At 37.5% G+C, this 22,942-nt stretch carries 20 protein-coding genes and 1 other annotated feature; of the genes, 6 read left to right on the plus strand and 14 right to left on the minus strand.

The window, feature by feature from the left end:
• Positions 1–122: 122 nt before the first annotated feature.
• Complete coding sequence (gene mutY, locus IGL90_RS10560) at positions 123–1,307, minus strand: A/G-specific adenine glycosylase (RefSeq protein WP_048737895.1); 1,185 nt, start codon at positions 1,305–1,307, stop codon at positions 123–125.
• Positions 1,297–2,097 (minus strand): recombination regulator RecX, encoded by an 801-nt coding sequence (gene recX, locus IGL90_RS10565; protein WP_002356439.1) that lies wholly within the window; start codon positions 2,095–2,097, stop codon positions 1,297–1,299. Before recX ends, mutY begins: the two co-directional genes overlap by 11 nt.
• A gap of 131 nt (positions 2,098–2,228) precedes the next feature.
• Here recX and rlmD point away from each other — a divergent pair, with 131 nt between their 5' ends.
• On the plus strand, positions 2,229–3,599 hold the full coding sequence (rlmD, locus tag IGL90_RS10570) for a 23S rRNA (uracil(1939)-C(5))-methyltransferase RlmD (protein WP_016634575.1): 1,371 nt from the start codon (positions 2,229–2,231) through the stop codon (positions 3,597–3,599).
• A 71-nt stretch (positions 3,600–3,670) separates the two neighbouring features.
• Here the strand turns inward: rlmD and IGL90_RS10575 are convergent, their stop codons facing one another.
• The 3 genes from IGL90_RS10575 to IGL90_RS10585 all read right to left on the minus strand — a co-directional run bounded on the left by IGL90_RS10575 (position 3,671) and on the right by IGL90_RS10585 (position 8,654).
• The gene (locus IGL90_RS10575) at positions 3,671–3,919 is read right to left on the minus strand and encodes a GlsB/YeaQ/YmgE family stress response membrane protein (RefSeq protein ID WP_002356434.1); all 249 of its coding nucleotides are present in this window, start codon (positions 3,917–3,919) and stop codon (positions 3,671–3,673) included.
• 180 nt (positions 3,920–4,099) lie between these two features.
• Positions 4,100–7,222, minus strand: a complete 3,123-nt coding sequence (ebgA, locus tag IGL90_RS10580; RefSeq protein ID WP_161796748.1) for a beta-galactosidase subunit alpha — start codon at positions 7,220–7,222, stop codon at positions 4,100–4,102.
• A complete protein-coding gene (locus IGL90_RS10585; RefSeq protein ID WP_002359464.1) occupies positions 7,155–8,654 on the minus strand; it encodes an amino acid permease in 1,500 nt (499 codons plus the stop codon). The genes ebgA and IGL90_RS10585 overlap by 68 nt, the downstream gene beginning before the upstream one ends.
• 148 nt (positions 8,655–8,802) lie before the next feature.
• Here IGL90_RS10585 and IGL90_RS10590 point away from each other — a divergent pair, with 148 nt between their 5' ends.
• Both IGL90_RS10590 and IGL90_RS10595 read left to right on the plus strand, forming a co-directional pair.
• Positions 8,803–9,633 carry an AraC family transcriptional regulator gene (locus IGL90_RS10590; RefSeq protein WP_002356429.1) on the plus strand — a complete coding sequence of 277 codons (831 nt, stop codon included), beginning with the start codon at positions 8,803–8,805 and terminating at the stop codon, positions 9,631–9,633.
• Positions 9,634–9,827: 194 nt separating this feature from the next.
• A complete protein-coding gene (locus IGL90_RS10595) occupies positions 9,828–11,330 on the plus strand; it encodes a glucosyltransferase domain-containing protein (protein ID WP_048737888.1) in 1,503 nt (500 codons plus the stop codon).
• Between the two features lie 122 nt (positions 11,331–11,452).
• On the opposite strand, the gene rplL is transcribed toward IGL90_RS10595, so the two are convergent.
• The 5 genes from rplL to lsa(A) all read right to left on the minus strand — a co-directional run bounded on the left by rplL (position 11,453) and on the right by lsa(A) (position 15,549).
• A complete protein-coding gene (rplL, locus tag IGL90_RS10600; protein WP_002356427.1) occupies positions 11,453–11,821 on the minus strand; it encodes a 50S ribosomal protein L7/L12 in 369 nt (122 codons plus the stop codon).
• Between the two features lie 62 nt (positions 11,822–11,883).
• Positions 11,884–12,384, minus strand: coding sequence for a 50S ribosomal protein L10 (gene rplJ / locus IGL90_RS10605; RefSeq protein WP_002356426.1), 501 nt, complete (start codon positions 12,382–12,384; stop codon positions 11,884–11,886).
• Positions 12,385–12,514: 130 nt separating this feature from the next.
• Positions 12,515–12,644 (minus strand) — a sequence feature (ribosomal protein L10 leader region).
• Positions 12,645–12,706: 62 nt separating this feature from the next.
• The gene (gene rplA, locus IGL90_RS10610; RefSeq protein WP_002356425.1) at positions 12,707–13,396 is read right to left on the minus strand and encodes a 50S ribosomal protein L1; all 690 of its coding nucleotides are present in this window, start codon (positions 13,394–13,396) and stop codon (positions 12,707–12,709) included.
• A 111-nt stretch (positions 13,397–13,507) separates the two neighbouring features.
• Positions 13,508–13,930: a 50S ribosomal protein L11 gene (gene rplK / locus IGL90_RS10615; protein ID WP_002356424.1), complete on the minus strand. Its 423-nt coding sequence runs from the start codon at positions 13,928–13,930 to the stop codon at positions 13,508–13,510.
• A gap of 122 nt (positions 13,931–14,052) precedes the next feature.
• Positions 14,053–15,549, minus strand: a complete 1,497-nt coding sequence (lsa(A), locus tag IGL90_RS10620; RefSeq protein ID WP_048737885.1) for an ABC-F type ribosomal protection protein Lsa(A) — start codon at positions 15,547–15,549, stop codon at positions 14,053–14,055.
• A gap of 375 nt (positions 15,550–15,924) precedes the next feature.
• Between lsa(A) and sdaAB the strand changes: the two genes are divergently transcribed.
• Both sdaAB and sdaAA read left to right on the plus strand, forming a co-directional pair.
• Positions 15,925–16,593 carry an L-serine ammonia-lyase, iron-sulfur-dependent subunit beta gene (gene sdaAB / locus IGL90_RS10625; protein ID WP_048737883.1) on the plus strand — a complete coding sequence of 223 codons (669 nt, stop codon included), beginning with the start codon at positions 15,925–15,927 and terminating at the stop codon, positions 16,591–16,593.
• A gap of 22 nt (positions 16,594–16,615) precedes the next feature.
• Positions 16,616–17,488, plus strand: coding sequence for an L-serine ammonia-lyase, iron-sulfur-dependent, subunit alpha (gene sdaAA, locus IGL90_RS10630; RefSeq protein WP_002367199.1), 873 nt, complete (start codon positions 16,616–16,618; stop codon positions 17,486–17,488).
• Between the two features lie 64 nt (positions 17,489–17,552).
• On the opposite strand, the gene IGL90_RS10635 is transcribed toward sdaAA, so the two are convergent.
• The 3 genes from IGL90_RS10635 to IGL90_RS10645 are packed head-to-tail and all read right to left on the minus strand — an operon-like array spanning position 17,553 to position 21,140.
• On the minus strand, positions 17,553–18,398 hold the full coding sequence (locus tag IGL90_RS10635; protein ID WP_048737881.1) for a M55 family metallopeptidase: 846 nt from the start codon (positions 18,396–18,398) through the stop codon (positions 17,553–17,555).
• Entirely contained in the window at positions 18,395–19,498 is a 1,104-nt protein-coding gene (locus IGL90_RS10640; protein ID WP_002356417.1) for a M42 family metallopeptidase, read from the minus strand. Before IGL90_RS10640 ends, IGL90_RS10635 begins: the two co-directional genes overlap by 4 nt.
• Before the next feature lie 13 nt (positions 19,499–19,511).
• Positions 19,512–21,140, minus strand: coding sequence for a peptide ABC transporter substrate-binding protein (locus tag IGL90_RS10645; protein ID WP_048737879.1), 1,629 nt, complete (start codon positions 21,138–21,140; stop codon positions 19,512–19,514).
• Positions 21,141–21,217: 77 nt separating this feature from the next.
• Between IGL90_RS10645 and IGL90_RS10650 the strand changes: the two genes are divergently transcribed.
• The gene (locus tag IGL90_RS10650; protein ID WP_048737878.1) at positions 21,218–21,940 is read left to right on the plus strand and encodes a MurR/RpiR family transcriptional regulator; all 723 of its coding nucleotides are present in this window, start codon (positions 21,218–21,220) and stop codon (positions 21,938–21,940) included.
• Positions 21,941–22,032: 92 nt separating this feature from the next.
• Here IGL90_RS10650 and IGL90_RS10655 read toward each other — a convergent pair whose 3' ends face one another.
• The gene (locus IGL90_RS10655) at positions 22,033–22,920 is read right to left on the minus strand and encodes an alpha/beta hydrolase (protein ID WP_048737876.1); all 888 of its coding nucleotides are present in this window, start codon (positions 22,918–22,920) and stop codon (positions 22,033–22,035) included.
• Positions 22,921–22,942 lie beyond the last annotated feature (22 nt).

Raw genomic sequence — 22,942 nt, forward strand, 5'->3', positions numbered from 1 at the left:
ACAAGAGACAAGTCTATCTTACCAGTCCCCTTCAAAACTAAACATAGCAGAATTTATATAGGGGTATAACCTAGAGGAAACAAAAAAGAGAGGCTTGTTTGTTTAAAAGTCTCTCTTTTTTGTTATTTATTTTTGTGTTCTTTTTTGAACAATTCCACCATTTTTTGCTGTGGTTTTGGAAAAACATAGTCCGAAAATTGTTGTGCTGCCACCCATCGCTGCGACTCTAGTGTGGCTAATTCGCCTGTATTTCGGCCATAAAAGACTAAGATATGCCATTTCAAATGACTGAAAATATGAACGACTTCGCCTAAGGCACGTTTTTGCCAGACAACTGTTTCATAGTCCGTAAAAAAGCTGACAGGTTCTTCAGCAACCAAAGGCTCTGTTACAGGATCTAACTCTAAAGTTAATTGTTTTTCCGTTTCTACTGGTTGCGCCATTTTTTGCAATTGTTGAAATTGTTTTTTGCTAATTTCTTCAATCGGAAACAGCCACATATTGGCTAACAAACCGGTTTCAGGGCGTTGTTCTAATAAAAATTCTTGCTTTTTATTTTCAATAATAGTGCCGACATAATACACATCTTTCGGCTTAACTTTTTTTGATTTGACTGGATAAGCGGTCATTTTATCTGCCTGATAGGCCGCACAATATTGCTGAAGCGGACAGCTTTCACACTTAGGGGAAGTTGGGGTGCAGACGGCTGATCCTAGATCCATTAAGGCTTGATTAAAATCCCCTGGACGCTCACGATCGATGATTTTAAGCATCGCCGCTTCAAATACTTTACGACTACTCGCTTTTGCAATATCTGCATCAACTTCAAATAAACGGCTCACTACCCGCATGACGTTACCGTCAATTGCTGGTTCGGGGAGATTAAAGGCAATACTGCCAATCGCACCAGCTGTATAGGGGCCGATTCCTTTTAAACTCCGAATATCTTCGATTGTGTCAGGCATTTTCCCACCAAATTCTGAAACAATCTGTTGCGCTGCCACTTTTAAATTACGCGCTCGTGAATAGTAACCTAACCCTTCCCAAGCTTTCAACAACTTATCATCTGGCGCTTCCGCTAAATCTTGAATCGTCGGAAACCATTCCATAAATCGATAAAAATAATCAATGACTGTATCTACGCGAGTTTGTTGTAGCATAATTTCAGAAATCCAAATACGATATGCATCTGTATTCGCTCGCCAAGGTAAATTGCGTTTTTCTCGTTCATACCAAGCTAAAAAATCTTCCTGGAATGAACTAACTTTTTCGGGACTCCACGCCTCCCAAGGCTCTTTATTCGTCATGTTCTACTTCCTTTTCGCTAATAAATTGCTGAATCAAATCATAGTCAAACCCTTTTTGGAATAAGCTTTGTTTGACTTTTTGGACTTTTTTAGAAAAATCAAATCGCTGATTAGCACGCCATAAACGTTCGCCTTCCTTGTTTAACGCTTGTTGTTCTTGTTCTTCGTCCTTTTCAAAAGCTAAAGATTCCAAAGCTAGATCAATGATTTCATTTGTAAAGCCCTTTTGCATCAGATGCAGACGCGTTTTCTGAAGTGCATCTTTAAAACTTTTAGTTCGATAGCGTTTCATGGCTTTTTCTGCAGTTGCTGTGGCAACATTAAGCTGTTCATCTAACGTATAAAAGGTCAAGCCATGCTGAATATCTTCTTCACTAATGCCTTTTTGCTTTAATTGTTGTGCCACATTTCGTGGTCCTTTATCACTGGTTCGCATAGCTGTCCGTACGTAACTTTCACTAAAAATTGCATCATCCAACAACCGCAGCTCTTCTAAACGTTGAACGATTTTTACTCGATCTTCAGGTACAATTTCTTTCTCTTTTAAATAAGTAAAAATCTCTTTCTTTGAACGTAATTGATAGCTTAAATAATTCATCGCCATTTGTAACCCGACATCATAAGAACTGGCTTTTTTTATTTCTTCTATTAAAGTATCTGATAACTCTTGGCCTTTTAGCAGACGCTGCCGTACTAAAATATCTTCCGAGACACGCAGTTTTTCGCCTGAAGATAGCCAAAGTAGATAAAATTCACCTTTATCTTTACTAATTCGTGTGATTGTTGTCATCTTATTCTCCTGCCCCTCTAAATCAGAACATATATTCTACTATACCATAGAATCCTTGGAAGCCAAATAAATAAAAATGTGCTAAAATGGGAGGAAGTGAAAAATGTGAGATGACTAAAGGATGAAAGAATATGACCCAACAACTAGTAAAAAAAGGCCAACAAATTTCTTTAAAAATTAAACGATTAGGAATTAATGGCGAAGGTATCGGCTATTATAAAAAATTAATTATTTTCGTTCCTGGGGCGCTACCGAAAGAAGAAGTGACTGCCACGATCACAAATGTTACACCAAAATTTGCTGAAGGAACCCTTCAATCTGTCAAAAAAGCTGCTAAAGATCGCGTGGTCCCTCCTTGTCCTGTCTATGAAACATGTGGCGGCTGCCAACTACAACATTTAGCCTACAAAGCACAATTAGACTTTAAAAAAGATTTATTAAAGCAGGCACTTAACAAATTTAAACCAGCCAATTATCAAAACTATGAACTACGAAAAACAATTGGGATGGAGAATCCTTGGAATTATCGAAATAAAGCCCAATTCCAATTACGCCAAATCGATGGCCAAGTAGAAGCTGGTCTCTATCAAGCTGATTCACATCAATTAGTACCGATTGATAACTGTTTGGTCCAACAGCCTGCGACAACCAAGGTGATGAATACATTAGTTGATTTATTGAATAAATTTCAATTACCAATTTATGATGAACGTAAAAATAGTGGTATCTTTCGAACATTAATGGTTCGAGTGGGCATCCAAACTGGCGAAGTCCAAGTAGTGTTCATTACACAATCGCAGAAATTTCCACAAAAAGAAAAAATGGTTCGCGCAATTAATGAACAATTACCAGAAGTTGTTTCTATTATGCAAAATGTCCAAAATAAAAAAACCTCTCTAGTAATGGGTGATGATACCCTTCACTTATGGGGCAAAGAAAGCATTGAAGAACACATTAACGACGTTGTCTTTGATTTATCGCCGCGAGCATTTTTCCAATTGAATCCAGAACAAACGGAAGTTTTATATAATGAAGGAATCAAGGCCTTAGATTTACAACCAAACGAAACTGTTGTTGATGCTTATTGTGGCGTCGGGACCATTGGCTTAAGTTTAGCGAAACAAGCGCATCAAGTTCGTGGTATGGATACCATTCCCGCCGCAATTGACGATGCTAGATTCAATGCAAAACGACTTGGTGTTACGAACACACATTATGCTGTTGGAACAGCTGAAGACTTATTACCTAAATGGTTCAAAGAAGGCTTTAAACCTGATGCCATTGTAGTTGATCCCCCACGGACTGGTTTGGATCGTAAATTATTAACGGCCCTTTTGAAACAACCACCTAAGAAAATGGTGTATATTTCTTGTAATGTATCCACGTTAGCACGTGATTTAGTTCAATTAGCCAAAGTATATCAAGTAGACTATTTACAATCTGTTGATATGTTTCCACAAACCGCTCGTTGTGAAGTTGTCGTAAAATTAACGAGAAAATAAAAAAAGGCACCAAGTTTCACGAAATTCGTGAGACTTGGTGCCTTTAACTAATTAAACAATTATTTACTTAATTAGCTATTTTTTCGTCCGAAGAAGAATGAAACCACAGCAACTAAAATTACTGCCCCAATAATTGATGGCACAATTGCCATACCTGCTACGTGAGGACCCCAGCTACCTAAGATTTTTTCTCCGATAAATGAACCAACTAAACCGGCAACGATATTCGCAATCCAACCCATTGATTGACCTTTGCTTGTAAGTGCGCCAGCGATAGCACCGATAACAGCACCAACGATTAAAACCCATAAAGTATGCATAAAATAATTCCTCCTAAATGCTTTATCTAGCGAATAATTCGCTATGTTACTATTATGGACTACTTTTATTAGATAACAAAATAGTTTGCTTGTTTCCATGAAAAAAAAGCAATAATTTCTGATAATTTCATTAAAAAAGCTCAGAACAGGAGACCGAAGTGCACTGTTCTGAGCTTTTATTTAAGAAATTGTTGGTCGTTTTACTCGTTCATGTGCGACATCCGCTGCTTGAATCTCTTTATTATTAAAAGGTGTTAAGCGGAATGCCAATTGGAATTCTTCAAACGTAGTCCGGTATTTTTCTAATTGCCACTGGCCACAAGAGTAGCTACCTAGGGCGTTTTGTTTGTAATCGATATTTAAAACAACATACTCACTTTCTTGTAATTCATTGGTATGCTTAGCAGCATCTAGCGCTTGTTCTTCAAAATAAGAAACACTAAAATTATATGAATCAGCCGCTGTTGCTACTACCCCTTGGCCGCGATCATCCGTGAATGCGGACCATTTAGTCGCCATGTGGTTACCATTGGCTTGTGGAACAACATAATTAGTGAACATTTCCGCCACTGTAGCATCATAAACGCCAAGTAAACCAGCTTCTTGTGAATCTACATAGTTTTCTCTCGGCCCTTTACCGAAATATTTTACTTCTGATAGAGACTTGTCTAAATGGAGAGTCACACCCAAACGTGGTAACATATCTGGCGCATTTTCAATTTTACCAGCAGGACTACCTTTTAAATCGAAGAAAATTTCGCCATTTGGTGCAATTAAATACTGATAGGTACATTGATAATGCCAAGCACTGTTAGTCGTTCCGTTAATTGTTTTTACGATGACTTGGATAAAATCATCAACTTTTTTCCACTCAAAAGAACGGACAATTTCATGCTCTAAATGTAAGAAATATTTCTTCTTCATTTCATCAATAATTTCCATATCATTACTGATCGGTGCCCGCCAAAATGTAAATTTCGGCCCTTTATGCAATAATTTTTTACCATCTCGTGTCACATTCGTTAAGGCGCCCTTCACTTTATCAAAATTAATTGAAAAGTTTGGTCCTTCAATGTATAAATGAGGGCCAATTTCCTTTGCCATTAGCGAGCCAACTGGTGTGATCTCAATCCCTGGTGTTGCAATTGGCAATTCAAACTGTGCGGTAGCTAATTCATGACCAGCAGATGCATAGGCGGTCGTTTCTTTCAATTGATATGAAAGAGTTAAATAATAGGCGGCTCCTGCCTTTTTAGGAAAATCTAAATGATAAGGTAAGTGCAGTCTTCCTTCTTCTCTAGCAGCAATTGCTGGCACTGCTACTGTCCCTGATTGAATCACTGTTTGATCTTCAGTAATTGTATAAACCAGCTTAAAGATAGCCAAGTTTTCAAAGTCAAACCGACTCAATAATGAGAATTCACCTGACAGAACGTCAATAGCGCTAGTTGTAATGGGTTCAATGACTTTTTTGTATTCATACAAGCTAGGAGATGGCGTACGGTCAGGCATCAACATCCCATCAATACAAAAATCTTTGTTACTTGGATCATCGCCGAAATCGCCGCCATAACGATAATAAACTTCACCGTTATCTGTTACCGATTCAATGCCATGGTCAAACCATTCCCAAATAAAGCCACCTTGTAATTTATCATGAGCATAAAATAGCTCTTGGTATTCTTTTAAATTCCCAGGGCCATTCCCCATCGCATGACAATATTCACATAAAATATGCGGTTTTTTTGAATTTTCAATAATCGTATTCATCAGTAATTCTCTAGTTGGGTGTTCCAACCACGTATACATTGTAGAATAGACATCCGTGACCTCTGCCTCAAAATCACCTTCATAATGAACTAAACGTGTTGGATCCATTTCTTTGGCAATACGGGCCATTTCAATAAAGTTATGACCAAACGCAGATTCATTTCCTAACGACCAAAAGAGAATTGATGGATGGTTTTTATCCCGTTGAATCATCCGTACCATCCGAGAAACATAAGCCGTTTCCCATTCTGGATCGTTGCTAATCCAATCATATTCTCCGGTTAATTCAAAGCCGTGACATTCCAAATCAGTTTCATCAATCACATACATTCCATATTCATCGCATAAATCATAGAAATAAGCAGATGCTGGATAATGGCTGGTTCGAATGGCATTAATATTAAATTGTTTCATTAAACGAATATCTTTTTCAATTTCTTTACGACTAACCACTCGACCATTTTTCGGATTATAATCATGACGATTCATTCCTTTTAGTTTAATGGCCACACCATTGACTAAGAAAGTCTCACCAGATACATGAATATTTCTGAAACCAACTTTTTGCGGAATAACTTCGACGACTTCCCCTTCAGAAAAAACAGTGATAAATAGTTGATACAAGTATGGTTTTTCAGCTGACCAAGCAGTGACAGACGGTAAACTTGCTGAAAATTCAACCGTACCTTGATTTCCTGCGACAGTCTCTTTAAGAACCGTTTTTCCCTGCTGATCCATCAACTCCAATTGAACTTGTTGTCCTTTGTCTTGCCAAAATTTACCCGTAATTGCCAAGTGGCCATTTTGATACGAATCATCTAAATCGGAAATAATAAAGAAATCTTCCAGCCCATTTTCTGGTACACCGAGTAATTCAACATCACGAAAAATACCACTTAACCACCACATATCTTGATCCTCTAAATACGTACCATCTGACCATTGATAGACTCGCACCGTTAAATCATTTGTTTCACCAATTTTAGCGTAAGGCGTAATGTCAAATTCTGCTTCATTTCGTGCACCTTTACTGTAGCCAACTTCATGGCCGTTCACCCAAACATGATAAGCTGAATCTACGCCACAAAAACGTAAAATGATTTTTTTATCGTGAAATGTTTCATCTATAGCAAATGTCCGTTTGTAAATACCTGTTGGGTTTTCCGTTGGTACATACGGCGGATTAATGGGAAAATTGTACCATAAATCAGAGTAATGCATTTTGCCATATCCTTGGACTTGCCAATTTCCAGGAACAGTGATTAGATCCATTTGGCTTGTATCAAAGTCCGTCGCAAAAAAGTTTTCTGGGCTGTATTCTGGCGCTTCTAAAAAAAGAAAATGCCAGCGTCCGTTTAAATTTTTGTATGCTTGTGTATATTTATTTTCATTTAGTAACGCTGTTTCTTTCGAGGGAAAGCTCGAAAAGTGTGCTCGTCCAGGCAACCGATTAATACTATCTACTTTATAATTTTCCCAAGTCTTCATAATCCATTTCTCCTTTACCAACTTCATTTTTTTCTTTTGTTTCATATCGTTTCCAACAAATCCAAGCAAAGCCCATAAAGACAATTAACCCAATGATGTTATACGCCAACATGCCCAGTGGACTAGCGGTTCCTTTCGGTAACGTGCCATTGATTTCTTCCATGATTAATTTTGGATCTGGCACAGTTGACATAAAGAATACAAAGATAAAAATGGCTAATAAGAAAATCCCCGCAATTAAGCCAAAGGTTCGATTACCAAAGCGGAAACTTCTCGGCATTGTTTCTTTTTTCCAACGAAGCCCAATATAGGCGATTAACAAGAACAAGACAGGCACTAATGACGTAGAAGCTGTCATATTAATTAACGTTTCTAAAAAGCTATCCATATTTCCAATTCCTAATGCTGGAATGGCAACTAAAATCGTCACAATAATTCCTTGAACTAACAAAGCATTGGTTGGATTTCCCTCTTCGTTCGTTTTCACTAGCCACTTACCGAAGACCCCATCAGGAATTTCTGAGAAAAATACTTTAACTGGTGCTGCCGTCCACAGAGCCAAAGAACCAAGACTTCCGACAAATAAGATAATTCCTACTAAGCGCACCATCATTGCTGCGGGAATATGGAAATACGTACCTAAAATTTTAAAGATATCAAAAATACCATTTGAAAAGTTTCCTTTTAAGACGTCCGTTGGCACTACCAAACCTACAGCAACGGCACCAAGAATATACATGATGCCGACCGCAATCGTCGCACCAATCATCGTGCGGACAAACGTTTTATTGCCGCCTTTAACATCCTTAATGTATACGCCGATACTTTCACCACCGCCAACAGCTTGTAAAATCCACGCCATCGTCATGAAAAAAGTCCAATTAAAAGTTGGCATAATTGACGTCGTGGTAAACTCTTGTGCTGGTTCATTGCCAAAACCAAACACGACGACAAAGGCTAAAACCACAAAAGCCACGCCCATAAATAAACGAGCACCACCCGCTAAGCTAGTCACTTTCGAAATCCACGAAACCCCTTTAATACAAACCCATGTCATTAACCAAAATAACAGAATAGAAATCACTGCAATTATTTTAGTACTATGGTTTCCTTGAAAAACGTTTTGACCTAAAAAAGCGTATGAACCATAAATCAATGTATTCGGTAGTAATGAACAGAAGAAAAACAAGTTGACAAAGAAATACGACCAAGCACCTAAAAATGCCCATTTAGGTCCTAACACAGATTCCAACCAACTGTGAACACCTGATTCATTTTCAGAATTAGCAGAAGCAAATTCTGCAATCATTAGAATAAATGGTAAAAAGTAAAAAATAGAGCCGAATAAATAGCCTGGAATAGTTGCTAGGCCAATCTGAATACTGTTGTTAACAATGCTGGGAAAGGCAAAAACCGCTGAAAAAGTCATGAGCATCAATGCGACAGAACCTAATCGTTCCCGTGAATGTGTTGCCATTTTACTACATCCTCTCTTTATCAAATTAATTAGTACTCACACATTGTAAAACGCTTACAGTTTTTTGAAAATAAAAAATGTTGCCTATTTCTTGTAAAGATGTTGACTTTTAGAAAGCCTTTACATACTCTTATAAAGAGGTGATAGCATGCAAAATGTTTTTACAAATAATGTCAGCATCCTGATTAATGATCAACCTATTAGCCAAGAATTTCATCTTTATGAAGCTGGCTATGAAAAATGCCGTCCGACAAAACCAACTGAGTTTGCCCCCATTAATTATTGGGTTTTGCATTATTGTAGCGATGGTGAAGGCTATTTTTCAACACCCTTTATGGAAAAACAACACATTACCGCTGGCGATTTGTTTATGATTCCAGCCAATTGTCGCAATATTTATTATCCTAATCGGCAAAATCCTTGGACCTATCATTGGGTCGGTTTTGTTGGAGATCTTTCGTCTCAGTATTTAGAAAAAATAGGCCTGACTACCGAAAATTGTATTTTAAAAGGAACTGTTGATAAGAAATTAGAAAGTTTATTTAAAAATATTTACCAAGAAGCGAAGAAACATAATCATTTTGGCAGTTTAAGTGAAAGCTTTCAATTGTTGAATTATCTAGAGCATCATTCCGTTACACAGCACGAAAACCAAAGCCAACAATTATTTAACCAAATTAAAATGGCTATTCACGAAAATTTTTCAAACAATCTTTCAATTAGTCAATTAGCTTCTGAATATAACATTGATCGTAGCTATTTATTTAAGCTGTTTCAGCGTTATGAACAAACAAATCCTAGTATTTATGTACAAAACTTAAAATTGCAAAAAGCCTGTTCTCTGTTAAGAAAAAGTTCCTTAACCATCACGGAAATCAGTTTTGAAGCAGGTTTTTCTTCACCTTCTTATTTTTCAAAATTTTTCTTCCAGAAAAAAGAGATGACACCTCGACAATATCGTCAACAGTTTTTGACTTAAAATAAATTGTTGCTTATCTGTAGTTAAAGAAAAAAACGATTTATTTAATAATTTTCAAATTTAGGTAGTTCTTATAATTTATCTATTTTATAATTAATTAGGGTTTTATTATAGGTGGGAGTGTGATATATAGACTAATCAAAATCAATAAATAATTTACAAGTTTTAGCAAATAAACAATATTGGAGAGAAAAATGAAACATTTTATTAAAGAAAACAAAGGTTTAGCCATCTACAGCTTTTTAATCGTCTTTGCTACTTATGGTATTAAACTATTTAACAATACTTACGCTATTGATACTATGCACTTAATGACTAACTACAGAGGCTACTTAAAACATTGGGTTTCGATTGGTAGACCAGGATTAGTAGCTTTAAAGCTTTTAACATACAACTATGTAAATGTTTATTTTTTAAATTTGTTAGCTATTATTTTCTTTGCTATTGCCACTATCTTGTTGTGCTATTATGTTGATCTTTCAACTAAGCAGATTTATAACAAAAAGTATTTATATATTATCCCAAGTATTTTTCCAACCAGTCAATTATTTAGCGAACAATTTTACTTCGTCCTACAAAATTTTGAATTTTCATTAGGTATCTGTTTGGTTATACTTTCTCTCATTGCTATTTACCATATTCCCAATAAAATTTTTAAATTATTCGGCTTTTTGTTGCTGACATTTACACTTACTATGTACCAATCATTCTTTGTATTTGCGTGTACCTTAATTTTATTCAAGATTTTAATGGCATTGTATTTTGCTCAGTTGAATGACCTTAAAATTTCTTTTAAAGACTATGCCTTCAAAATTGGTCATTTTATTCTACTAGCTATTTCATCTCTCGTTCTATCTCAACTAATGACGGTGTTAGCAAAAAAAGTTTTAAACGTTGAAAGCTCCTATCTAGATAATATGATTCTTTGGGGTAAACGCCCCTTGATAGATTCTATCAACGATATTAAAGATTACGCCAAAGAACTATTCTTCCCTCCAGTCGGAGACACTTTTTTTACACCGCTGTTTTTGATATGTATTCTTTTACTGGTCATTGTATTAATTAATATGTCCTATCTGAAACGCAAAAATGTTTTCTTCATCTTTATTACCTTGTTAGGTATTCTAATCACCCCACTCATGTTTACAATTTTAGGTGGAAAACGTCCAGCAATTAGAGGTGAAGTACCTAACTTCCCTGCTGTTTTAGCGTTATTACTCATCTTTATTATGATTTACTGGGGATACAACTTTGTGCTTAAACATTTATTAGTTGGCATAGTAATTCTCTTTACTTTTATTCAAGTTCGGGAAACAACCAACCTAGAATATTCTGAGTATCTAACAGCGGAAGAAGATTTACGTACTGCGGAAATGATTACAAATAATATTTATTCAATGGAAATTGAGAATCCAGAATCCTATAAACTTTTAATGTATGGAAATCGTTCTCCTCGGAATGTTTCAAATATAAAAGGGGAAACAAACGGTGTCTCATTATTTGAATTCATGCCTAACTCGGTGCATACTAGTTTAAATACTTTACTCTATATGAAAACATTTGGATTAAATTTTAATGATCCTACACCAGAAGATTTTGAAAAACACAAAGCTTTACAAGCGGAAATGAATGTCTGGCCTAGCAAAGATTCTATCCGAGTGGTAGATGATTGTATTGTTGTTAATTTGTCAAAGTAGACAATTAAATTTTATAGATATTTTACTAACGGTAGTTGTTTTAGCAAAAGACAACTACCGTTTGCTATAAAAAAAGAACCCTTGCCACACAAGGGTTCTCGAACATTCAAAAGTTGAATGAATTATTTTACTGTTACTGAAGCGCCAACTTCTTCTAAAGCAGCTTTTAAAGCTTCTGCTTCTTCTTTAGAAACAGCTTCTTTAACTGGTGCAGGAGCGCCATCAACTACAGCTTTAGCTTCTTTCAAGCCTAAGCCAGTTGCTTCACGAACTGCTTTGATAACTTTAACTTTTTGATCGCCAGCTGCTGTTAATTCAACAGTGAATTCAGTTTGTTCTTCTGCTGCTCCACCTGCTGCTGGTCCAGCTACTGCTACAGGAGCTGCTGCTGATACGTCAAATTTTTCTTCGATAGCTTTAACTAATTCGCTTAGTTCTAAGATAGTTGCTGTTTCTAACTCAGCAACGATGTTTTCAATGTTTAATGCCATTTTGAATTTCCTCCATTTAAATTAAAATTGTTTGTTTTTTATTTGTTTGAATTAGACTGCAATTAAGCAACTTCTTCGTTTTTCTCTGCCACTGCTTTGACAGCGTAAGCCACGTTGCGGACTGGCGCTTGTAATACAGATAATAGCATAGATAGTAAACCTTCGCGGTTTGGTAGTTTTGCCAAGGCAGTAATTTGTTCCACTGAAGAAACTTTTCCTTCGATGACGCCACCTTTGATTTCTAATGCTTTTGCATCTTTAGCAAATTCGTCGATGATTTTAGCTGGTGCTACTACATCGTCGTTGCTGAATGCGACAGCAGTTGGGCCTGTAAAGACTTCGTCTAAGCCGTCTAAACCAACTTTTTTAGCTGCACGAGAAAGGATTGAGTTTTTGATGACTTTCATTTCTACGCCTGCATCACGTAATTGTTTACGTAAGTTAGTGACTTCTTCAACTGTTAAACCACGGTAGTCCACGATTACAACTGATGCTGCTGATTCAAATTTCTCAGCGGCTGCTTGAACTAGGGTTTCTTTTTTAGCGATTGCTGCTTCACTCATTTATTTCACCTCCTGATTTTGATGGTGGAGTTGGACTTGGTTTACGATATGTAAAGTAGAAGAATCAAATGAAACTTCGCTCACTTCGTTCGTCAAGTATTGTTTTACATCGGCTTTTTTTCAAAAAGTCGTGTAAAACAACAAAACTCCATGCCACCGTAGACATAGAGGGACCGAATTGTATATAACTCAACAATTGTCCTCGGTAGGAAATTAAGACTTGCGTCACCTACTGTCTTCGGTACAGTTAATTATTAACCTCACTCACTTTACCATAGGGTAAGTGAGTGAGTCAAGAATTTTTTAATTATTTTCTTTCAAATTAGAAAGAAGCTTGGTCAACGTGGATTCCAGGTCCAAATGTTGTTGTTACTGAAATGTTTTTGATGTATTGACCTTTAGCAGTTGATGGTTTAGCTTTCAATAATACGTCGTTAATTGTGTTGAAGTTTTCAACCAATTTTTCGTTATCAAATGAAACTTTACCGATTGGTACGTGGATGTTACCAGCTTTGTCAACGCGGTAAGTTACTTTACCAGCTTTAACTTCTTCAACAGCTTTTGTAACGTCCATTGTTACAGTACCAGTTTTAGGGTTTGGCATTAAACCTTTTGGTCCTAAGACACGGCCTAATTTACCAACTGTAGCCATCATGTCAGGAGTCGCAACAACTACGTCAAAGTCGAACCATCCACCTTGGATTTTTGCAACCATGTCGTCGTCGCCTACGAAATCTGCACCAGCAGCTTCAGCTTCTTTAGCTTTTTCGCCTTTAGCGAATACTAAAACAGTTTGTGTTTTACCAGTTCCGTTTGGAAGCACAACTGCTCCACGGATTTGTTGGTCTGCTTTTTTAGGGTCAACGTTCAATTTGTAAGCAACTTCAACTGTTGCGTCAAATTTCGCGATGTTTGTATCTTTTGCTAAAGCTACTGCTTCTTCAACTGAGTAAGCTTTTGTAGCATCAACTTTTTTCAATGCTTCTTGCATTTTTTTGCTCTTTTTAGCCATTTTGTTTCCTCCTTGATTGTGGTTATAACGGTTGTACCTCCCACGTCTTTCATATCTTTAAATATGAAACGAACTGAGAAGCTACTTCTTTGAGTAAGTGTGGAATAAAAATTATTCTACGATGATACCCATGCTTCGTGCAGTTCCTGCAACCATGCGCATTGCTGCTTCAACGTCAGCGGCGTTTAGGTCTGCCATTTTAAGTTCAGCGATTTCTTTCACTTGATCGCTTGAAACTGTTGCAACTTTAGTTTTGTTTGGTTCACCTGAACCTTTTTCGATTTTTGCAGCTTTTTTCAATAAGACTGCAGCAGGTGGTGTTTTAGTAATGAATGTAAATGAACGATCTTCATATACAGAGATTACTACTGGAATAATCAAGCCTGCTTGGTCAGCTGTACGAGCATTGAATTCTTTAGTGAATCCCATGATGTTGATACCTGCTTGACCTAACGCTGGACCTACTGGTGGAGCTGGTGTTGCTTTCCCCGCAGGAATTTGTAATTTAACGATTTTTTCTACTTTTTTAGCCACGAAAATACCTCCTTAAGTTCTCGTGCGTGGTTAATGGGGTTGAGATTTCCCCTCCCACTCAACGTACATTTAAAACATACCCTATTACTATACAGGATTCCCTTTACTTTTTCAAGATGTTTTTATGATTTCAAGGCAATTTTTTTATCCGTTATTTTCTTCATGAAATGCGCATCATGCTCAATCACTAGCATTGCAGGCTTCACAGATAAGATTAGCGTTTCTAATTGTTGATGATTAAACACATCCAAGTAATTAAGGGGTTCATCCCAAATATAAAGTTCAGCTGATTGAGACAATGATTTGGCTACTTCGACTTTTTTCCGTTGCCCCATACTCATTTGTTCAATTCGATTAGTGAAAACGGCGCGCTCCATCCCAAGTTTTCGTAAGTTATTTAAAAATTGGGTGTAATCTAACTGATTTTTCTCTGCAAATTCGGATAAAGTTCCTTGATTGTCTTCATAATCTTGGCGCACATAAGAAATGGTTAATTGGTGAGCCAAAGTGGCTTCGCCTTCTGAATCCCCAGAAAAATCCCCCAACAAATACTGAATCAAGCTCGATTTTCCTGAGCCATTTTTTCCTGTTATTCCAACAATTTCTCCCGCGTTTATTGAAAAAGAAATTGGCGCAAATAGCCAATTTTTCTCGTAGCCTAGACGAAGCTCTTCCACCGTCAATAATGTTTTGTGATGCGTTGGCTGATAATCCATTGACAAAGGATCAATATACTCAAGATCTTTTAATAGTTTTTCTTTTTCTGCTAATTGTGTTTCGGCACGTTGTTGAATGTGTTTCGAGCGCTTCATTACGCGCGCTGCCCGGGCACCAATGGCTCCTGTATCAAAAATCGCCCCGCTTCCTTTTTCTTTAGCATTGCCGTACTTATCACCTTCACGGTTCATCGACCATTCCGCTTTTTTACGAGCGGTTTCTTTCAAGCGATTGACTTCTTTTTTGATTTTTTCATTTTCTGCTAGTTCAAAAGCATCTCTTAATTTTTTTTGCTCTTCATAAATAGAAAAATTCCCTTGATACAGCGTCAATTGACTTTTTTCAATCGCCAAAATATGATCAACCACTTCATCAACAAATGCCCGATCGTGGCTGACTAAAATAAACCCGTGTTTCTTTTTCTTCAAATATTCAGCCACTTGTTGTCTGCCAGCTAGATCTAAGTGATTTGTTGGCTCGTCAATTAAAGGAAAGGCATTTTCTTCAATAAAAAGAAGACCTAATAAAACTTTCGTCTTTTCGCCGCCTGATAAAGAAGAAAAGGGACGCCATAAAACTTCAGGATCAACGTTTAAAAGCGTTAATTCTCGTTCTAATTTCCACTGTTCAAAAGAAGTCACCTCTTGTAAGACATAATAAGTGAGCTGTTGTTCTTCTGCAACTGTTTGTGGAAAATAGACGAAATCGACTTGATGCAGAATCTCTCCTTGGTAATCCAACTGCTTTTGTAACAATCTTAATAAGGTTGTTTTCCCACGGCCATTGCGGCCAATCAATCCTAATTTCCAATTGGTATCCATCGTGATATTTGCCTGATCAAAAAGCAATACTTCTTGATTATCATAGGCAAAAGATAGTTGTTTTAGTTCAATTTTCGACATAAATATACCTCCATAAAGCAAAATTGATGCAGCTTTACGGAAATCAGCGGCATCAATCCAAGGTATACAAAAAGACCCGTGGCTGAATTCTTTAAGCTAATTTCCGAAAATCCGCACACTCCACCCGCTATATTCAGGCAAAGTTATACAGTTTCTCTAAAAAATTAACTTAAATTTTCAACGCACGAATCCCTCTTTTCGTCTTTTATTATCTAGAATTTAGCATCTCTTCACTGATTTGTCAACGAAGGCCCCTTGCTTTCATTCTGATAAAAATTTAAATTATTCGCTAAAACACAAGCGATTGCCTAGTTCCCCGCCATTTTTTGTGTTAGACTTCCAATGAAAACATATTCTAATGAAGAAGGTGCTGAAATGGAAGAGTTACGCTTTAATAGTGTTTTTGATATTATCGGACCTGTTATGATTGGTCCAAGCAGTTCTCATACAGCTGGAGCGGCAAGAATTGGAAAAGTGGTTCGGAGTATTTTTGGACAGCAACCTGATAGCGTTGACATTTATTTATATGAGTCTTTTGCCAAAACTTATCGTGGTCACGGAACAGATATCGCCTTAGTTGGCGGCCTTTTAGGTATGGAACCAGATGATGAGCAATTAGCCAATTCTTTGGAAATTGCTTATGAACAAGGAATGGAAGTTTGTTTTATTCCTAAAAGTGAAAAAGCAGACCACCCTAATTCCGTTAAAATTGTGGTTTCTTCTGGCGACCGAAAACTATCTGTGACAGGAATTTCAATTGGTGGTGGAAACATTCAAATTTCTGAATTAAATGGCTTCAAATTGTCTTTAAGTATGGGCACGCCAACATTTATCGTTGTCCATCAAGATGTTCCTGGCATGATTGCTAAGGTGACCAACATCCTTTCAGCTAGCGATATCAATATTAGTACAATGACCGTTACCCGAGAATCTAAAGGGGAAAAAGCGATTATGATTATTGAAGTTGATCAAGCCGAAGTCGGTGACATTGTCATGCAATTAACTGAAATCCCTCATATATATAGCGTCAACTATTTTGACTAAATGAACGTAAAGGAGTAATACGATGTTTTATTCAATTGAAGATTTGGTAGCTCAAGCGAAAGAGTACCCTTCTGTGAGCGAATTAATGATTGCAACAGAAATGGCTCATGGCGGGTATTCTCGTGAACGAATTATTGAAACAATGGAAAAAAATCTAGCCGTTATGAAACAATCTGTCGCTGAAGGAATCGCTGGTGTTACCTCAGTAACAGGGCTAACTGGTGGCGATGCAACCCGCTTAAATGATTACATACATTCAGGCAATTTTTTAAGCGGTGAGACCATTTTACAAGCCGTGCGAAATGCGATTGCTGTTAATGAAGTTAATGCAAAAATGGGCTTGATTTGTGCTACACCAACCGCAGGCAGTGCCGGAGTAGTTTCTGGCGTCTTGTTGGCAGTTATTGATCGCTTAAAGTTAACGCATCAGCAACAATTGGATTTTCTATTTACAGCTGGGGCTTTTGGCTTAGTGATTGCCAACAATGCCTCAATCAGTGGTGCCGAAGGTGGTTGTCAAGCTGAAGTCGGTTCTGCTAGTGCAATGGCCAGTGCCGCTTTAGTTGCGGCTTCTGGCGGTACGCCTGATCAATCTGCGCAAGCTGTAGCCATTACGATAAAAAATATGATGGGTCTCATTTGTGATCCTGTTGCGGGACTTGTTGAAGTCCCTTGCGTGAAGCGAAATGCATTAGGTTCTTCTCAAGCCTTCATCTCAGCTGACATGGCTTTAGCGGGGATTCGAAGTGTCATTCCACCAGATGAAGTCATACACGCTATGTACCAAGTGGGTCGCCAAATGCCACAAATTTTCAAGGAAACCGCTGAAGGCGGTCTTGCGGTGACACCAACTGCACAACGTTTAAGCAAAGAAATTCTAGAGAAACAAAAATAGAAATAACTATAGCAAGAAGCTTACAGAAAAAAACGTCCATTCGTTTTTTCCGTAAGCTTCTTCTTTAATAACTTGTTCCGCCTAAACCAACCACAGCGACAATTCCATTCATGACATCTTTCATCGTTTCACCCACAAATGAAACGGTTCTACCATCAATGCGTTTAATCATTGGTAACATTTCAATACGATCTGCTTGTGCTGTCGTCACACATTGCAATTTTACGGTTGCTGGCGTTCGCAAAGTATATTTGGGTAATTCAGACAACGCAAAGGAAGTTAACACCTGACTTGTAGTTGCTACGATAGCTTCTCGAACTTGTTGCATGGGTCTATTTTTGATTGCATAACGTCCCAGAGATTCTTTGGTGGAAACAAAGGGAACTTCGGGCATCATTTTTTCTTGAAAAAGTTGTTCCTCTAAGCCTGATTCACCGATAATTAAATCAACAGGGACACCTAATTCGCTAGCGTAAGCTGCATTAATTGTCGTTTCATTCATCGCTAAGTCGTTTATTTTTAAATCATAAGCAACACTAGCGCTATACCCATGATCCATATTCCCTTTTTGTTTACCAATACCGGCATGATAACCTAAGAAAAAGACTACATCATAGCTACTATCCAAGCCACTCATCATATAATCCATGCGAGGAAAGCCGCTCACTAAGGAAATTCGTTCATCCATTTCTGCTAAGCGCGCATAAGCTAAATTCAATCCACGGCTATGCGAATCGGCAATAGTAATTTCTGTAATTTGTTCATTTTTAGCACTCTTTTGAATCCCTTCAATCAACCAAGCCACATGTTGGTGATATAATTCTCGGAATAAAACGGTGTCTTCTTTTTCCATATCAAATGTCGCAATACCTGCTAATCCTTCAATATCGCATGACACATAAATCTTCATTTGTTCCACTCCTTTGACAATGGCTGAACCAGTGCTTGAATTTTGTCGGCGTCTAAATTTTTGATTAATTGAATGACTAATTCTTTCGCCGCTTGGTAATCTTGAAAATCTACATAGCAATGGGGTGTGTGAGCGTAACGGACAGGAATTCCTACAACAATCGTCGGGGCTCCTTGAACTTGTGTAATCGCCATGCCATTGGTTCCACCACCACTTCGAACAGAAACTTGAACAGGAATTTTGTGTATTTTAGCAATCTCTAGTGCATACTCTTGAAATTCCGGATTCGTAATCATAGAAACATCAAAATAACGTAACATCGGTCCTTTTCCCATTGCTGATTGAATCATCTCTGGCGTTTCTGCCGTATCATCAGCCGGGCAGCCTTCGAAAACAATAGCTAAATCAGGATTGACTTGCTTTGCGGCAATAAGTGCTCCTCTTTCGCCAACTTCTTCTTGTGCAGTTACTGTCGCAACTAACTTGAATGGAAGCGTCTCTTCTTTCAACTCCTCCATGACATCCACTAAGCAAGCACAGCCAATGCGACAATCAAAAGCTTTTCCTAAAAAAAGATCTGTCTGTTCGTTGTAACAGCACGTCACATCTGGAATGACCGGTGCACCAAGATCGATTTTGTACGTTTCAATTACTTCTTCTTTTGAGGTAGCCCCAATGTCGATCGTCAAATCAGCAATGGTTAACGGTCGCTGACGTTCCTCTGGTGTCATAAAATGAGGGGGCCGACTAGTAACTACGCCTGGCAGATAGGTACCTTCCCGGTTACGAATCCGAACTTTTTGTGCAGAAATCGTATTAGGGACCCAACCACCTAACGGAAGAAAACGCAACAAGCCGTTTTCTTTAATTGCTTGAATCATAAAACCCACTTCGTCACTATGAGCATCAAAAAGCACTACTGGACCTTCACTTAGATTATTTTTCTTCTCAAGATATAAATTTTTAATGGCATCTAGCCGTTGAATAGTAAAATCCGCAGTTGCGTGTTGAAGGATTCTAACGACTTCTGTTTCAAAGCCTGAAACACCATTAGCATTTGAAAGTTCCTGAATTAATTGAACAGCTTGACTTTTTTTCATTTTTTCCCAACCTTTACTTGTCGCCGATAGAGACTGATTTGTAATAGCCTGAACCTAATGGACCATAGACTAAATTTTGGACAGAATCGGCCACTAAGCGTGCTTCTGTTAATTGATAAAGAGGAACTAGGGGTGCTTCTTCCGCAACCAATTGATCCACTTTTTGTAATGTTTTCCAACGTTCTTCATATTTGTTTGCATAAGTTACGTTTGCTTCTTGAAGCAACTGATCGAAGTTCTTATTAGACCATTTACCAAAATTATTGGAATTTTTTGATTGCAATAAGTTTAAAAAATCGATTGGATCAGCATATACCGGCGTCCAGCCACCAACCACAATGTCGAAATCTCCGCTGCGACTTTTTTCTAAACGATTATTAAAAGGAACTGGCGAAACATTGACTGTTAAATTTTCTAAATTATCTGCTAAAGCTCCTTGAACATACTCACTGATTTTTTTAGCATTTTCTGTATCCGAACTTAAAATCGTTAGCTCCGCTTTTTCAATTCCTAATTCTTTTTTAGCCGTTTGCCATAACTCTTTCGCTTTTTCTGGTTCACTAGGATTTAAATCTCCTAATTCCTCTGCAAAATCTTTTTGCGTTTCTTGATTAGTGAAACCTGTTGGCACGAAGCCAAGTGCTTTTTTTGAGCCATCATTTAAAACATTTTTAGCTAAACGTTCAGAATTCAATGATAATGCTATCGCTCGACGTGCATTCTTATTTGCCAAAAGATCTTTTTGCGTATTTAATTGGATATAATACGTTCCAGGAATTTCACGAATTTTCAAAGCTGCATTGCCTTGTTCTTGTGCAACAATTTCTCCAGAAATTTTTACAACATCTAATTCTTTCCCTTCGAAAAGATTTTTCCCAGTATTGACTTCTTTAACGACTTGGACATCCACCTTATCTAGCGAAACATTCGCTTGATCCCAATAATTTTTATTCTTCACATAGGACCAAGTATTATTCGTGCCATCCCAACCTTCTAATGTGAAGGCGCCATTGTAAAGTGTTGACTCAGCTGATGTACCATAGTTTTTGCCCGTTTTTTCGACAAATGCTTCATTTAAAGGATAAAAAGCTGGCACCGCCAATAATTGTTGAAAATAACTCATAGGATAGCTTAGCTCTACTTCCAAGGTATGGTCATCAATGGCTGTTACTCCTAACTCTTCTTTAGATTTGCCACCGTCAACAATAGCACGATAATTTTTTAGCCCTTCAAAGTAATACGCTTGCGGGGAAGCTGTTTTTGGGTCCACTGTGCGCTTCCAAGAGTATTCAAAATCATTGGCTGTGATTGGCTCGCCGTTACTCCATTTTGCATCTTTTCGAATCGTAAAAGTATAGCTTAAACCATCATTGGAGGGCTGTACTTTTTCAGTTGCCAATGCTGGTTTCGCTTCTCCTTTTTCGTCAAAGGAGAAAAGTCCCTCCCCTACTTGGCTCATTACATCTGCTGCTGTATTATCCATTGCCAACGACACGTCTGCCGTTGATAATTCCGAATCAATCCCGACCCGTAATACCTGTTGTTCTTGCTTTTTGGTTTCTTTCCCAACACTTCCACAGCCCGAGAGAAGTAAAACCATGATTGCTGTCAAAGACAGCCTTTGCTTTGTTGCCCTTTTCATAAAAACACCTCATTTTTTTATTTTTTGATACCTTTTTCCCACAAAATTATTTATAATCTGATAAAGGAGGTTTGCTCATGAACTTAGATTACTTAAAAGAAACGTATCATTTAACGAAAACAGAAAGTCAGATTTTGTATTATTTGGATCAACAAAGTACGAATGCGGCCGATTTGAGTATTCGGGAAGTTGCCAAACACTGCTTTTCTTCGCCTAGTTCCATCATTCGTTTAGCCAAAAAATTAAATTTATCAGGTTATAATGAACTTATTTACAAATTAAAAGAAGCCCATTTTTCTCAGCCAATCCCTTTTGAAACAGCGCCTTCATTTGAAACAACCAACGAGTTTTGTCAACTGCTTGCCAAACACAAGAGTCATTTATTTGTTATTTTAGGTCATGACTTTTCACGACATTTGGCGGCTTACATTAGTGAAGTTTTCAATTTTCATGGCATCCCCAGTATCACAACAGCCTATACTCATTCGATAAATAGTCAAAATAATCAGAATTTTCTTTTTATCATTCTTTCACATTCTGGTGAAGAAAAATACCTAAAAGAAACAGCTCTGCTTGCGAAAGAGAAAAAACATCCTATCATTTCTTTTGTTGGCGCCAAAAATTCAACTCTTGGTCGACTGGCAGATCTCGTTTTTTCAACTGACTCTTACAGCCCGTTTTCAACAAGTGTCGCTCAGCCACAAATGTTTTTTAGCCAAACATTAATCACCTTTGAAGCCTTGATTTGTGCTTATTTAAATCATGAGGATTACATTCCAATATCTCCTAAAAATAAATAATTTTATTTATTATAGCTGAAAAAAGCTATTTCGCTAGCCCAAGTATAGAAAAAGGCACATGTTCCATTTTTTATGGAACATGTGCCTTTTTGCTATTTTTTACTCGGCCATAGAAATTCAATTAGCAATTGATCTACTTCAGGATTTTCATGTAATTGGCTATGTTGTGCATTTTCTCCTTTAATAATCTGGCTAGTGACTTGAGTTCCTCGCTGTCTTAGCAAGGCGTTGACTGCTAAGGCACTAGATAACGGTACCGTTCCATCACTTAAATCTGTTGCACTTAATTGACCACCAATTAATAAAATGGGCAGTTTTTCTGGAACAACATTGATCATCTCTTGATAATCCAAATACCGGCTACTTTTTTCTGTGGGGCCGTTTTCTAGTTCCGTTTCGATGGTTTGCTGTTGACTCGTATCAATAAAATCATTGAAAGGTGCCCCAATGCTGACGAATTTTTCAATTTTAGGTAACGATGCGTCTTGCCCATAGGTTCCTAAATAACGTAAACCACTAACACCACCCATAGAGTGCCCGACAATATTGGCTTTGTTCACTTGATAATTTTTTTGTAAATAGAGTAATGTGTTTTTTATCCATTCTGTTTGATTCCATTCATTGTTTTTATTATCTTCAAATAGAACTTGAACACTGGGATTCGTCGCTTTGCCACTTAAAGCTCCTCGCTCTTTAACCACGGTCCCATCAGGTTTAACGAGTAGCACTAATTCTTGAGTTGTGGCACCTTGTTTCTCCAAGCGATGCAGTAACGAGCCAAACGAATTTTTAGTTCCTGCGTAACCATGAAAAAAAAGTGTTGGTGTTGTTGTGCGGTTTAACTCAACAGTTGCTTCTTTTGTGGCGGCTTGGTTGTCATTCTTCGTGCTTGCTCCAATTTGGCAAGCACTTAATAATAGAACAAGACCCATTAGCAAAGAAAAATAACGATATTTTTGGGCATGTTTCATTTTTTTCATTCCTTTCTGCGATGAACTAAAA

The organism is Enterococcus sp. DIV1307a (genome assembly GCF_050537425.1).
GTDB lineage: Bacteria > Bacillota > Bacilli > Lactobacillales > Enterococcaceae > Enterococcus > Enterococcus faecalis.